This is a genomic window from Pantoea sp. Morm, assembly GCF_016643525.1.
GTDB lineage: Bacteria > Pseudomonadota > Gammaproteobacteria > Enterobacterales > Enterobacteriaceae > Pantoea > Pantoea dispersa.
Window position 1 is genome coordinate 1 of sequence record NZ_VOQX01000101.1, and the last position, 14,564, is coordinate 14,564.

The window sequence follows — 14,564 nt, forward strand, 5'->3', positions numbered from 1 at the left end:
GCAGCCCGGTCATCACCGGGCCGACGGTTTTGCCACGGCTGCGCTCCGATGCCAGCGCCGCTGACGCAGGCACAATGTCCTGCGCCACGGTAGCGGTTAATCCGGTAACAAAGCTGGCGATCAGCAACGCATTGATGCCGCCGGAAAAGCCGCACAGCAGCAGCGCGGCGACCAGCAGCAAGCCTTTAACCAGAATGATGGTGCGGCGATCGTGGCGGTCACCGAGCGGGGCCAGCAGCAGAATCCCCAGCGCGTAACCGGCCTGGGTCAGCATCGGTACCATACCAACGCTGCCAATGCCCACATTGAACTGTTTACTGATGATATCCAGCATCGGCTGGCTGTAGTAAATCGATGCCACGCTGAGACCGGCACCGGCCGCCAGCGTAAACACCAACGGTGCCGGCAGCTTTTCAGCAGGCATGGCAGAAGATTGAGACATGGCAGACATAGTGGTTTTCCCCCGTGATAATGCGCTTATTAAAGCGCGTTGCGGCCATACGCGGTAGACTGCTATGACACAGAACTGTTATGCATGGTACGTATGAGCACACTCACCAGCGTTGACCGCATCGAACTGATGCAGACGTTTATCCGCATTGTTGAAAGCGGTTCGCTGTCGGCGGCCGCGGCGCAGCTCGGCACCACCCAACCCACCGTGAGTCGCCGTCTGCAGGCGCTGGAGCAGCGGCTCGGCCTGAAACTGATTTTACGCACCACCCATGCGCTGAAACTCACCGACGACGGAGAGCGCTGCTATGCCCAGGCACGGCAGCTGGTGGCCACCTGGCACGCGCTGGAAGATGAGTTAACCGGCGCGAATGACGACCCGATCGGCACCCTGCGTGTGCGTGCGCCGCATGCGTTTGGTCAGGATCAGTTGATTGCGCCGCTGATGGATTATCTGCAGCGCTATCCGCGCCTGGCAGTGGAGTGGATGCTCAACGACCGCACGCCGGACTTTGTCAGTGAAAACGTTGACTGCGCCATTCAGGTCGGCGCGCCCACCGATCCGTCGGTGGTGGCGGTGCTGCTGGCAGAAGTGCCGCGCTTTGTCGTCGCGGCACCGGCGCTGCTGGCAGCTCATGCGCCGGTGCAAGAGGTTACCCAACTGACGCAGTTGCCGTGGCTGGCGCTGACCAGTTTTTATCGTAATGAAATTGCGCTGCAGCGTCTCAGCGACGGCCAGCCAATCAACCTGGCGATTGCCCCGCGCCTCGCCAGCGATAGCCTGTACGCGGTGCGCAAAGCCGCGCTGGCGGGCATGGGCGCCGCGATTGTGTCGTCATGGGTGGTGCAGGAGGATTTAGCCAGCGGCGCGCTGGTACAGCTGGTGCCCGACTGGCAGGCGCCGCCGCTGCCGGTGTGGCTGACCTACCCGTGGGCCAGTTATTATCCGGCCCGCCTGCAGCATTTTTTCGCGATGATCAGGGACGTGATGCCGCAGCTGACCGGCACGCAGCCGGTGCGGTGATGGGCCAAGTCGCCATGAATGGCGACCCTACGGGACACTGCGGTTTTTTACAGGGTGCGCATTCATGTGCACAGGGTACGACTGGCCAGGTCGCCATGAATGGCGACCCTACGGGCATTGCGGTTTTTACAGGGTGCGCATTGATGCGCACCTGATGTAATCGGTCAGCTCGTGCGTAAAGGTCACGATTTCTTTTCAACCTTCGACATATTATCCAGCCAGCCCATCACAAAGGCCGACAGCACGAAGGTCAGGTGGATGATCACGTACCACATCAGCTTTTCGTTGGCGACGTTGCGCGCATCCATAAAAATACGCAGCAGGTGAATCGATGAGATCGCCACAATCGAAGCTGCCACTTTGTTTTTCAGCGAGCCGGAATCCATCTTGCCGAGCCAGCTCAGCTTCTCTTTGCTTTCATCGATATCCAGCTTGGAGACAAAGTTCTCATAGCCGGACAGCATCACCATGACCAGCAGGCCACCGACCAGCGTCATGTCCACCAGCGACAGCAGCAGCAGAATCAGATCGTTTTCCGCGATGCTGAGAATGTTGGGCAACAGGTGAAAAATTTCCTGAAAAAATTTAACCGTCAGCGCCAGCAGCCCCAGCGAAAGTCCAATGTAAACCGGTGCCAGCAGCCAGCGCGATGCATACATCAGGTTTTCGGTAAAACGTTCCATAAGTTCCCATTTATCAACAGACAAGCCATCGAGTATAACCGAACTTATGTGAAGTTATTTCAGTGCTTCTTCAGAAATTTCAGGCGCGACTGGCAGCGGCAGCGACAGGCGAAACACCGCCCCGCCCTGCGGCCGGTTTTCCGCCCAGATGCGTCCGCGATGCGACTCAATAATGGTTTTGCTGATGGCCAGCCCCAGCCCGACGCCCGGCACGGCCGACTCCTTGTCGCCGCGGGCAAACTTGTCAAAAATGCGCGTCAGATTCTCCGGCGCAATGCCCGGCCCGTTGTCCCAGACAGCGATCTCCAGCCGCGCTTTATCGCGCCAGGCGCGAATGCCGTGCTGCGCGGCATTGCCGGCATACTTCAGGCTGTTTTCGATCAGGTTGGTAAACACCCGCTCCAGCATCGCGCTGTCGCCTTTGATCAGCACCAGCTCCGGCGGTAAATCCAGCGTAAAGTCGTGCCCTTTCAGCGACGGTCCCATGCTGCTTAGCGCGCCGCCAATCACCTCGTCCAGCGCCACCCACTCTTCGCGCAGGTTGAGCCCGCCGGACTGAATACGCGCCATATCCAGCATGTTACTCACCAGCCGGATGGTGCTCAGCGTCTGTTCGCGAATCTGATTGGCCTGGCCAACATATTTCGACTGCTCGCTGGCGAGGTCCAGCATCAGCATCTCAGCCTGGCCAAACAGCACCGTCAGCGGCGTGCGCAGATCGTGGGACAGCGCCGACAGCAGCGCATTACGCAGCTGCTCGCGCTCGGCGGCCAGCCGTGACGCGGCTTCGCTGTGCGACAGCGCCATGCGTTCCAGCGCGTTGGCAATCAGCACCGTAAAGGTCTCCACCAGCCGCTGCTGTTCGGGAATCATCAGCTGGCGCAGGTTGTCCGGCTCCACCACCAGCAGGCCGCGGCAGTGCGCCCCGCTTTTCAGCGGCAGAATCTGGTACGGCACCGCCGGTAACGTATCGGTGCCGGCACCGGCCGGTTGCCCTTTGCTGTAGCTCCATTTGGCGATGCCGAGGTCGGGCGGCGTCCCGATGCTACTTTCACCCGCCGACTGCAGCTCACCCTGCTCGTCCGGCAGTAGCAGCTGGCTGCGCGCCTGCAGCGTCACCTCAATGACGCGCTGGCTGGTGGCAGCGATATCCTGCGGCGTCAGCGCGCTGCCGAGCGATTTCGCCATCTCATACAGATGGCGCGCACGCTGTTCGCGGTAGCGCGCCACCCGCGCCTGATAGCGCACGCCGGCGGTGAGATTCCCGACAATCACCCCGACCGCCAGCATCACCGCAAAGGTCACCAGATATTGCAGATCCGATACCGCCACCGTGCCGGTAGGCGCCACAAACACCAGGTCGAAGGCCAGAATATTGATTACCGTGGCGAACACCGACGGCCAGCGGCCAAAGCGCAGCGCCACCAGCACCACCGCCAGCAGATAGATCATCACCGCGTTGGCGGTATCAAATTCCACCAGCCACCAGCGGCCGATCAGCGTCACCAGCACGCACAGCGCGATCGCCATCAGACACCCACGCAGGTGCAGCCGCCATTTCTCGCCGCTGGCACGCTGGCCGCTCAGGGCCGCTGGCACATCGCGCACCGGCTCATCCAGCGCCACCACTAGCAGGTCGAGCTCCGGCCCCAGCTCGCCGAGACGCTGGGCAAAGCTGTCGCGTCGCCAGCGCCGCTGCGGCTGGCGGCCGGTGACGATTTTGCCGAGATTGTGCTCGCGCGCATAGCGCAGCACCGCACGCGCCTCGTCCGGATCGGACAGCGTGGCGGTCTCCGCGCCCAGCTCCTGCGCCAGCTGCAGCGTGCGCAGAATGGCGCGCCTCTGCGCTTCCGGCAGTCGGTTGAGGCGCGGCGTTTCCACATACACCGCATGCCACTCACTGCCGAGACGGGCAGCGAGACGGGCGGCGGTGCGTACCAGCTTTTCACTGCCGGTGTCGTCACCGATGCACAGCAGAATCGCGTCGCGCGTGTGCCACACTTTGTCGCGCCCCTGCTGATCGCGCCAGGCGCGCATCTGATCGTCTACCCGGTCGGCCGTGCGGCGCAGCGCCAGTTCACGCAGCGCGAACAAGTTGCCTTTGCGGAAGAAATTTTCGATGGCGCGCTCGGCGCGGTCGCCGACGTACACTTTGCCCTCTTTCAGCCGCTGACGCAGATCGTCCGGCGGCAGATCCACCAGCACCACTTCATCGGCGCTGTCGAAAAAGGGATCGGGTACGGTTTCGCGCACCTGAATGCCGGTGACGCCGCCCACCACGTCATTCAGGCTCTCCAGATGCTGCACGTTGACGGTGGTAATCACGTCGATACCGGCATCCAGCAGCTCTTCAATGTCCTGCCAGCGCTTGGGATGGCGCGAGCCCTGTACGTTGGTGTGCGCCAGTTCGTCCATCAGGATCACCGCCGGATGGCGCGCCAGCGCGGCGTCGAGGTCGAACTCCGCATGGCGCGACCGACCGGTGGCGCGCCGCGCCAGCACCGCCAGCCCCTGCAGCAGCGCGGCGGTCTCTTCACGGCCGTGGGTTTCGACCACGCCAGCCAGCACGTCCAGTCCCTGCGCCCGCAGGCGCTGCGCCTCCTGCAGCATGGCGTAGGTTTTTCCTACGCCCGCACAGGCGCCGAAGTAGATTTTCAGTTTACCGCGATGGCTGTCGCTGTGATTGAGCAGCAGGGCATCGGGATCGGGGCGTGGTAATTCGTCGTGTATGTCGTTCAAATATTGAGTTCCGTACGAACAATGAAACGGTCGCCATAAATGGCGTTACGCTGTGGTGCGGGCATCGAAACGGTCGCCATGAATGGCGACCCTACGTTTGTAGGGTGCGCATTCATGCGCACCGAATTCACCTCATCCCTGCAAATCATCCAGCGCCATATTCAGCCGCAGCACGTTCACCGTTTCTTCGCCGATAAACGGCAGCAGCGGGCGCTCGGTGTTGCGCGCAATCAGCGCCTCGACGTCTTTCAGCGTCATATTGCGCGCTGCCGCAACGCGCGGTGCCTGCCACAGCGCCGCTTCAGGGGAGATATCCGGATCCAGGCCGCTGCCTGAAGCGGTTACCAGCTCCACCGGCACCGCTGCCGGCGCCTGCGGATTGGCAGCGCGCAGCGCAGCCACCCGCTCCGCCACCGCTTTATCCAGCGCCGGATTACTGGCGGCAAGGTTGCTGCCGCCTGACGCCTGCGCATTGTACGGCACGTCGCTGGTGGCCGATGGACGGCCCCAGAAGTGCCCCGGCTGGCTGAACGCCTGACCGATCTGCTCTGAGCCGCGCACCGCGCCGTCGCGCTCAATCAGCGAACCGTTGGCCTGCGACGGAAACCACCACTGCGCCAGGCCGGTGGTCAGCAGCGGATAAACCGCGCCGGTCAGCAGGGTAAGCAGCACTAACAATACTATAGCCGGACGTAACTGACTCATTTCTCTTCTCCTTACACCAGGCCCGACAGCGTCAGCAGCAGGTCGATCGCTTTAATGCCAATAAACGGCACCACTAAACCGCCTACGCCATAAATCCACAGATTGCGCCGCAGCAGCGCTGCCGCGCTCATCGGCCGATAGCTCACGCCTTTCAGCGCCAGCGGAATCAAAAACACAATCACCAGCGCGTTGAAGATCACCGCCGACAGGATCGCCGAGGCCGGTGAATGCAGCGCCATCACGTTCAGCATATTGAGCTGCGGATAGGTCACGGCAAACGCCGCCGGGATGATGGCGAAGTATTTCGCCACATCGTTGGCGATACTGAAGGTGGTAAGCGAACCGCGCGTCATCAGCATCTGTTTGCCGATGTGCACCACTTCCAGCAGTTTGGTCGGGTTCGAGTCAAGATCGACCATGTTGCCCGCCTCTTTCGCCGCCTGGGTGCCGGAGTTCATCGCCACCGCCACGTCAGCCTGCGCCAGTGCGGGCGCATCGTTGGTGCCGTCGCCGGTCATCGCCACCAGGCGCCCTTCCGCCTGATACTGGCGAATCAGCGCCAGCTTGGCTTCCGGCGTCGCTTCCGACAGGAAGTCATCGACACCGGCTTCCGCCGCAATCGCCGCGGCGGTTAACGGGTTATCACCGGTGATCATCACCGTTTTGATGCCCATCTTGCGCAGCTCGGCGAAACGCTCCTTAATGCCGCCTTTAACGATGTCCTTTAACGCCACCACGCCCAGCACCTGCGCGCCTTCAGCCACCACCAGCGGCGTACCGCCGGCGCGCGCCACCTCTTCCACCCGGGCATTGACCTCAGCCGGGAAGCTGCCGTGGCTGGCTTCGATATGACGGCGTACCGCATCCACCGCGCCTTTGCGGATCAGGCGATCCTGCACGTTGACGCCGCTCATGCGCGTCTGCGCGGAGAACGGGATAAAGCTGGCGCCCATGCTGCTGAGATCGCGTTCGCGCAGGTTAAATTTCTGCTTCGCCAGTACCACGATGCTGCGCCCTTCCGGCGTTTCATCGGCCAGCGATGCCAGCTGCGCCGCATCGGCCAGCTGCTGCTCGCTGACGCCCGGCGCAGGCAGGAACTGCGTTGCCTGGCGGTTACCGAGCGTGATGGTGCCGGTTTTGTCCAGCATCAGCACATCCACGTCACCGGCGGCCTCCACGGCGCGCCCGCTGGTGGCAATCACGTTGGCTCCCAGCATGCGGCTCATGCCCGCCACGCCAATCGCCGACAGCAGTCCGCCGATGGTGGTGGGAATCAGGCACACCAGCAGCGCCACCAGCACCGTCACGCTAACCGGCGTGCCGCCCCAGGCGGAAAACGGCCACAGCGTGGCGGTCGCCAGCAGGAACACAATGGTCAGCGACACCAGCAGGATGGTCAGGGCGATTTCGTTGGGCGTTTTGCGGCGTTTCGCGCCTTCCACCATGGCGATCATGCGGTCGAGAAAGGTTTCGCCCGGATTGACGCTGCACTGAATCACCAGCCAGTCCGACAGGATGCGCGTCCCGCCGGTTACCGAGGCAAAATCCCCGCCGGATTCACGAATCACCGGTGCCGATTCGCCGGTGATGGCGCTCTCATCCACTGACGCGCCGCCCTCCAGCACTTCACCGTCGCACGGGATGATGTCCCCGGCTTCCACCAGCACCACATCGCCTTTGCGCAGCGTATCGGCCGCCACCGGCCGCCACTGCGCACCGTGAAACGGTTCCGCCAGTTTCTTCGCATCGCTGTGCTTGTTCACCCCTTTCAGGCTGTTGGCCTGCGCCTTGCTGCGCCCTTCCGCCAGCGCTTCGGCGAAGTTAGCGAACAGCACGGTAAACCACAGCCAGATGGCGACCGCCGCGGTAAAGCCGGCGCTGCCGTTCAGTTGCCCCGCCGCCATACCGATGGCCAGCAGCGAGGTGAGCACGCTGCCGATCCACACCAGAAACATCACCGGGTTGCGAAACTGTACGCGCGGATCGAGTTTTTTCACCGCATCCAGCATCGCGGTGCGTGTCAGCGCCGCATCAAACAGCGCCAGTTGTTGACGACTCATGATTCCGTTATCCCTGAATAAGTTGCAGATGTTCCGCCACCGGGCCAAGCGCCAGCGCGGGAACGAAGGTCAGCGCACCTACCAGCAGCACGGTGCCCACCAGCAGTGCGATAAACAGCGGGCCGTGAGTCGGCAGCGTGCCGTTGCCCACCGGCTGAATTTTCTTCGCCGCCAGCGAACCGGCAATGGCCAGCACCGGAACGATGATGCCGAAGCGGCCGACCAGCATGCAGAAGCCCAGCAGCAGGTTCCAGAACGGGGTGTTGGCGCTGAGACCGGCGAAGGCGCTGCCGTTGTTGTTGGCCGCCGACGATACCGCATACAGCACCTCACTGAAGCCGTGAATGCCAGGGTTGGCCATACCGGCGCGTCCGGCTTCGGTCATCATCGCCAGCGCAGTACCCAGCAGCACCAGCGTCGGCGTCACCAGAATCGCCAGCGCGGTCATTTTCATCTCCCACACATCGATCTTTTTGCCCATGTACTCCGGCGTACGGCCAATCATCAGACCGGCGATAAACACCCCGAGCAGCACGAACAGCAGCATGCCGTACAAGCCGGCACCGACGCCGCCAAACACCACTTCGCCCAGCTGCATCAGCCACATCGGCACCATGCCGCCCAGCGCAGTGAAGGAGTCATGCATGGCATTTACCGCGCCGCACGACGCCGCAGTGGTGATCACCGCAAACAGGCTGGAGTTGAGAATGCCGAAGCGTGTCTCCTTGCCTTCCATGTTGATCGCGCTATCGGCGCCCAGGGTCAGAAAGTGCGGATTGCCGCGCAGCTCAGCCCACATCACCGCGACCACCGCCAGCACAAACATGATGCTCATAGCCCACAGCAGCATATGGCCCTGACGGCGATCGCCCAGCTGCTGACCAAAGGCAAAACACAGCGCGGCCGGGATCAGGAAGATGCTCAGCATCTGCACAAAGTTGGTCAGTGCCGTAGGGTTTTCGAACGGATGCGCCGAGTTGGCGTTGAAGAAACCGCCGCCATTGGTGCCGAGCATTTTGATCGCTTCCTGCGAGGCCACCGGCCCGAGCGGCAGCGTTTGCTGCGCGCCTTCCAGCGTGGTGAAGGCATGATAGGGTTCAAAGTTCTGAATGCTGCCCTGGCTGACAAAAAACAGCGCCATCAGCAGGCTAATCGGCAGCAGCACGTAGACGGTGATACGCGTCAGGTCGCGCCAGGCGTTACCGAGCGTTTCCAGCGAACGGTTGGCAAAACCGCGCATCAGCGCAAACGCCACCGCAATACCGGTTGCCGCCGAAAGGAAGTTTTGCACCGTTAAGCCCGCCATCTGGCTGAAGTAACTCAGCGTGCTCTCGCCTGCGTACGCCTGCCAGTTGGTGTTGGTGACAAAGCTGATCGCCGTATTGAGCGCCAGATCCCAGCTCAGGCCAGGCAGATGCTGAGGATTGAGCGGCAGCGCGCCTTGCCCCATCAGCATCGCCAGCAGCAGCACAAAGCCGAGCGCGTTAAACAGCAGGATGGCCAGCAGATAGTGCGGCCAGCGCATCGCCGCGCCGTCAACGCCGGCCAGACGCCACAGCACGCGTTCGCTGCGCGCCAGCAGGGGTTTATCCGCCACCATCAGCGCCAGCAAGCGGCCCAGCGGCTGCGCCAGCACCATCAACACCAGCAGATAGCACGCAATCAGTAAAAACGCATTCGCCGCCATCAGAATGCCTCCGCATTAAGCAGGGCATAAATCAGGTAGCCCAGTAATAAAAATACCAGCACGATGCCGGCTATCACGCCCACACTCACAGCAACCTCCAGAGGATTTGGTAGTGCAGCAAGCATGCGCGGCGCGGCATAAAGAAGGGGTAAAAAGGCGCAGAGCGGGCGTAAAGAAAGTATAAAAACGCGGGCAGATCAGGCGCTTTCCAGCGCCCAGATGCGGTTCAGGTCAACGTTGTGCCACAAGCCGCTGTCCTCAGCGCCGGTGATGGTATCGGTGCAGAAGCTGTCGCCGAGGTCCAGCGCTTCCGGTTTGACCTCGCGCTGCGAATGCAGCGACCAGAACACATGCACTTTGGGTTTCAGCAGCGATTTTTCCCCGGCCTGCACCACCAGCGCCACGCGCCCGGAGGCCAGCCGTACCAGCGAGCCCACCGGATAAATACCGATGGTGCGCACAAACGCGTGCAGCAGCGCACTGTCAAAGTGGCCGCGCCAGCTCAGCATATTGTGCATCGCCTCCGCCGGCGTCCAGCCTTTGCGATACGGGCGATCGGAGGTCACCGCGTCGTAGACGTCACACACCGCCGCCATGCGTGCGTAGAGCGAAATCTCTTCGCCCTGCAGCCGATGCGGATAGCCGCTGCCATCGAATTTTTCATGGTGATGCAGCGCAATATCCAGCAAATCTTCATCCGCATGGGCTTCCATCAGCATTTGCGCACCGACGATTGGATGCTGGCGCATAATCGTAAACTCTTCGTCGGTGAGCTTATCCGGCTTGTTGAGGATGGTCAGCGGCACCGCGGCTTTACCGACGTCATGCAGCAATCCGCCCATGCCCACGCGACGCAGCTGCTGCTCATCCAGCCCCATTTTCTTGCCCAGCGAAATCATCAGACCGCACACCGCCATGGAGTGCAGGTAAGTGTAATCATCATGATTTTTCAGCCGCGCCACGCTGAGCAGCGCGGTTGGCTCGCGGGTAATCGATCCGGCAATTTCATCGACCAGCTCAAGGGTAAAGGCAAGATCGAGGCCCTGCCCCATGCGCGCTTCGTTGAACATCGCCAGCACCTGCGGCTTGCCCTGGTTGAAGATGCACTGCGCCTGATCCATCTCGCGGAAAAACGGCGTCTGCGGAATGTCTTTTTTCGGCTGCGGCGTGGCAGGCGCGCGCACCGACCGCTCGGGATCAATCCATACCTGCTGGATCCCCTCGTTACGGATCAGGGCGATCTGACGCTTATCGGTGATCAGCATCTGGTTGCGAATGCGTTTGTCCTTGATCCACCAGACCTCAAGCTTGTGGATAAACATGCCTGGCCGCAGCTCGTCAACGGTAATCAGCTTTATCACGATATCGCTCCTTAATATCAGTGGATGGTAAGGAGTGATATCGGCAGCTGAGCAAAAAATCTTCAGGGCGGCGTAACTGGTCGGGACAGGCAGGAACGTTTATGCATAGCGCAATAAATTGCGCCGCTACCGCGCAGTGCATTAAGCCACTTTAATGCCAGCCTTTTGCGCCCTTTTCTCTTCTGTTGCAGCGGCAGCGTTGTGCCGATCGCCTACGCGTTCAATCGGGCCCATCACCAGCAGGAACAGCAGTGCCGCGACGACACAGTGCGCACCGACGAACACCAGGCCAATGCTGTAGCTGCCGGTCAGGCCAACGATCACGCCAAACAACAGCGGCGTGATAAAGCCCGCCATGTTGCCGATGCCGTTGAAGATCGCGCCGGCGAGGCCAACCGCCTCTTTGGGTGCCGTATCGCTGACCACGGTCCAGGTGCCCGCGCCCGCCGCCACGCCTTTGCCGAAGAAGGCAAACGACATGATGGCGATAATGCCGGCGTTGGAAGGGATCACCGCCGCCAGAATCAGCGAGGCAGCCATCAGCATGCCAACGATGTACGGCGTTTTGCGCGCCCACGACAGGCTCCAGCCGCGCGCCAGCAGCTTATCTGAGATGTAGCCACCGCTGATGCCGCCCAGAAAGCCAAACAGCGCCGGTGCAATGGTGGCGAAACCGGCATCCAGAATGTTCATGCCGCGCGCCTGCACCAGATAGATCGGGAACCAGGTAATGAAGAAGTAGCTAAGCGCGATGGTGCAATACTGGCCGAGGTAGGCGCACCACAGCATGCGGTTGGTAAGCAATGTTTTGAACATCGCTTTGCTGACCGGTGGCCGTGCGCGCAGCGTTTGCGCAGCGTCGATATCCACCAGCGCGCCCCCCTGTTCAATGTAATGCAACTCGCTGGCGGAAACGTGCGGATGCTGACGCGGGCTGCGCATATAGCCCGCCCAGACAAACACCGCCAGCACGCCGATGCCGCCAAGCACAAAGAATGGCCATTCCCAGCCATAACGCGACACCAGCCAGCCGGAGAGCGGTGAGAATATCGCCACGGCAAAGTATTGTGCCGAGGCAAACAGCGACGATGCGCGTCCGCGCTCTGCGCCCGGGAACCACATAATGACTGCGCGCGCGTTGGCGGGAAAGCTCGGCGCCTCAATCAGGCCCAGCGCGAAGCGCAGCGCAAACATCAGCGTCAGCGCCATGGTCATGCCACTGGAAAACTCACCGACAAATCCCATCAGCAGGGTCGAAACCGACCACAGCGCCAGCGTCACGCCGTAGACCTTTTTGGTGCCGAAGCGATCGAGAATCAATCCGCCGGGGATCTGACCGATAACATACGCCCAGCTGAAGGCCGAAAGGATCAGGCCGAGCTGGATCGCCGACAGGCCAAACTCCTGTTTGATCGCTGAGCCGGAGATCGACAGGATCGAGCGATCGGCATAAGCGACCACTGACAGGAACAGAATCAGGCAAAGGATCCAGATACGCACATGGCTGTTCTGGCTGCGGTTTTTGCGTTGCAACATAGGCTGAATTCCTTGATGGAGGAGCATCCTGCCCCGAAGCGATGATGGTCAGGAATACCGCGCAGATTTCCCTGTTCAGCAACTATAGGAAGCCAGTGTTGCTCTGGTCATTGTGCGAATGAAGGAATCCGCGCGGCGAAACGGCGCGGGTTTTGGTCGCTGACACAAAGCCGGGTGCGGTAGCGCACAAAATCTTTAATCCGTGCTGGCTTTCGCCGCGGAATGTGCGCCAGCGCTGAGAAAAGAGTTTGCGCGATCACTATGAGCAGGCAAAGCATCCATGCGCGTCGGGCAAATTGTGCGCTGCACAGCAAATTACCACGCAGCAGATTGCCAGCTCTGCTGCCGGCTCGTAGGCTGAAAATGATTTCATTGAGCCATTTTCAACACCAATGAAAAATTTATTCTAATAAACAGCTTACTCTGGAGTCTGCGATGAAAACCCTCAAGGCGATACTGTTACTTGGCCTGCTGACCAGTTCGGCCTCCGCGCTGGCGGAGAAGATCGGCGTGTCGATGGCCTATTTTGACCAGAACTTCCTTACCATTATTCGTCATGCCATTGATAAAGAAGCTAAAGCGCGCGGGCTGGATGCCCAGTTTGAAGATGCGCGCGGCGACGTCGGCCGCCAGACCGACCAGGTGCAGAGTTTTATCAGCGCCGGCGTGGATGCCATCATCGTCGATCCAGTGGATTCCGCCAGCACACCGCAGCTGACCAGACTGGCGCAGCAGGCGAAAATTCCGCTGGTGTACGTCAACCGCACGCCAGGCGATAAAACCCTGCCACCCGGCGTAGTGTTTGTCGGTTCGGACGAACGCGAATCCGGCACGCTGCAAATGGAGGCGCTGGCTAAACTGGCGAATTATAAAGGTAACGTGGCGATCATGATCGGCAACCTGACCGATGCCGGCGCGCTGCAGCGCACCAAAGATGTCGAGCAGGTGGTGGCGAAATACCCGGGCATGAAAGTGGTACAGAAGCAGCCAGCAAACTATGCGCGCAACGAAGGCATGGACCTGATGCTCAACTGGATTGGCAACGGTGAAGCGATCGATATCGTCGCGGCCAATAACGATGAGATGGCGATTGGTGCGGCAATGGCGCTGGCAAAGAGCAATAAAAAGATTCTGGTGGGCGGCATCGACGCCACGCCGGACGGCCTGAAGGCTCTGGCGCAGGACAAGATGCAGGTGACGGTGTTTCAGGACGCCATCGGTCAGGGCAAAACCTCGGTAGACGTGGCGCAGAAGCTGATTAAAGGCGAGAAAGTGGCTTCACACGTGTGGATCCCGTTCGAGCTGGTGACCAAAGAGAATATGCAAAAATACGTCGAGCGCAGCCAGTAGCAGACGGACACTGCCGGGGCGCGATTATGGCGAGCTGAGTTGCCTGGTGCGCATGAATGCGCACCCTACAGATAGTCTGTGAAATTGTAGGGTCGCCATTGATGGCGACCTGGGTTGCCTGGTGCGCATGAATGCGCACCCTACAGGTAGTCTGTGAAATTGCAGGGGCGCCATTTATGGCGACCTGGCTCCTGGTGCGCATGAATGCGCACCCTACAGATATTCTGCGAACACTGTAGGGGCGCCATTTATGGCAACCTGATTCCTGGTGCGCATGAATGCGCACCCTACAGGTAGTCTGTGAAATTGCAGGGGCGCCATTTATGGCGACCTGGTTACCGGGCGCCCCGGTTCCAGGCCGACGCAACCATCACTCGCGCAGTATCGCCATGACGATAATGTCGTGGTACTCGCCCTCGCGCAGGCAGGCTTTGCGCTTCACGCCTTCCTGCTCAAAGCCCAGGCGCTGATACAGACGCAGCGCGCGCTGATTGTCGTGAAACACTTCCAGCTCAACGCGGATCACGCCCAGCCAGTTAAAAGCATAGTCGATACCGGTGCGGATCAGCCGCTCGCCGATGCCACGACCGCTAAACGCCGGATCGACGCCAATACCAAAACTGATGCTGTGACGCGTACGCGGCCGCTGTTCGGTAAACAGCGTCAGCTCGCCCACCATCTGCCCGTCGATTTCCGCCACAAAGCCGATATAGCCTTCGCTGTCCATACGCTCGAATTTTTTCTGCCAGGTGGCGACGCTGGGAAACGGCAGCTGCGTGGTCCAGCGATACACCTCGGGATGACTGTATAAACGTTGATAGGCGGCGGCATCGCCCGGTTCGCGTCCGCGAATCTGCAAATCCATGTCGATAATCCCTGTTCAGTTGCACTAAGCTGTTAACTCTCACCGATCGGAAAGAGTGGCCTTATGTTGTATCGTCGTTTTGAACGTTTTATCAATATTTTTCA

Annotated in this window: 12 protein-coding genes; 2 read left to right on the plus strand and 10 right to left on the minus strand. The window is 60.7% G+C overall.

Features of this window, described 5'->3' with window-relative positions; all coding sequences use genetic code 11:
• Window positions 1-451: MFS transporter (locus FT726_RS22945; RefSeq protein WP_346303509.1), on the minus strand; the 451-nt coding region annotated here is incomplete at its 3' end.
• A 93-nt stretch (window positions 452-544) separates the two neighbouring features.
• On the opposite strand from FT726_RS22945, the gene FT726_RS22950 reads away from it, so the two are divergent.
• Window positions 545-1,474 carry a LysR family transcriptional regulator gene (locus FT726_RS22950; protein ID WP_141496766.1) on the plus strand — a complete coding sequence of 310 codons (930 nt, stop codon included), beginning with the start codon at window positions 545-547 and terminating at the stop codon, window positions 1,472-1,474.
• A 182-nt stretch (window positions 1,475-1,656) separates the two neighbouring features.
• On the opposite strand, the gene FT726_RS22955 is transcribed toward FT726_RS22950, so the two are convergent.
• From FT726_RS22955 to FT726_RS22990, 8 genes are all read right to left on the minus strand, one after another.
• Complete coding sequence (locus FT726_RS22955) at window positions 1,657-2,157, minus strand: TIGR00645 family protein (RefSeq protein WP_021507874.1); 501 nt, start codon at window positions 2,155-2,157, stop codon at window positions 1,657-1,659.
• A gap of 54 nt (window positions 2,158-2,211) precedes the next feature.
• On the minus strand, window positions 2,212-4,887 hold the full coding sequence (gene kdpD, locus FT726_RS22960) for a two-component system sensor histidine kinase KdpD (RefSeq protein ID WP_346303510.1): 2,676 nt from the start codon (window positions 4,885-4,887) through the stop codon (window positions 2,212-2,214).
• Window positions 4,888-5,028: 141 nt separating this feature from the next.
• The gene (kdpC, locus tag FT726_RS22965; RefSeq protein WP_021507876.1) at window positions 5,029-5,601 is read right to left on the minus strand and encodes a potassium-transporting ATPase subunit KdpC; all 573 of its coding nucleotides are present in this window, start codon (window positions 5,599-5,601) and stop codon (window positions 5,029-5,031) included.
• Window positions 5,602-5,612: 11 nt separating this feature from the next.
• A complete protein-coding gene (gene kdpB / locus FT726_RS22970; RefSeq protein ID WP_021507877.1) occupies window positions 5,613-7,661 on the minus strand; it encodes a potassium-transporting ATPase subunit KdpB in 2,049 nt (682 codons plus the stop codon).
• Between the two features lie 7 nt (window positions 7,662-7,668).
• A complete protein-coding gene (gene kdpA, locus FT726_RS22975; protein WP_125310606.1) occupies window positions 7,669-9,348 on the minus strand; it encodes a potassium-transporting ATPase subunit KdpA in 1,680 nt (559 codons plus the stop codon).
• On the minus strand, window positions 9,348-9,437 hold the full coding sequence (kdpF, locus tag FT726_RS22980) for a K(+)-transporting ATPase subunit F (protein ID WP_021507879.1): 90 nt from the start codon (window positions 9,435-9,437) through the stop codon (window positions 9,348-9,350). Before kdpF ends, kdpA begins: the two co-directional genes overlap by 1 nt.
• 108 nt (window positions 9,438-9,545) lie before the next feature.
• A complete protein-coding gene (locus FT726_RS22985; RefSeq protein WP_021507880.1) occupies window positions 9,546-10,709 on the minus strand; it encodes an HD-GYP domain-containing protein in 1,164 nt (387 codons plus the stop codon).
• A 141-nt stretch (window positions 10,710-10,850) separates the two neighbouring features.
• A complete protein-coding gene (locus FT726_RS22990) occupies window positions 10,851-12,245 on the minus strand; it encodes an MFS transporter (RefSeq protein WP_211725834.1) in 1,395 nt (464 codons plus the stop codon).
• 435 nt (window positions 12,246-12,680) lie between these two features.
• Between FT726_RS22990 and FT726_RS22995 the strand changes: the two genes are divergently transcribed.
• Entirely contained in the window at window positions 12,681-13,595 is a 915-nt protein-coding gene (locus tag FT726_RS22995) for a sugar ABC transporter substrate-binding protein (RefSeq protein ID WP_021507882.1), read from the plus strand.
• A gap of 370 nt (window positions 13,596-13,965) precedes the next feature.
• Here FT726_RS22995 and FT726_RS23000 read toward each other — a convergent pair whose 3' ends face one another.
• Window positions 13,966-14,460, minus strand: a complete 495-nt coding sequence (locus FT726_RS23000; RefSeq protein WP_021507883.1) for a GNAT family N-acetyltransferase — start codon at window positions 14,458-14,460, stop codon at window positions 13,966-13,968.
• Window positions 14,461-14,564 lie beyond the last annotated feature (104 nt).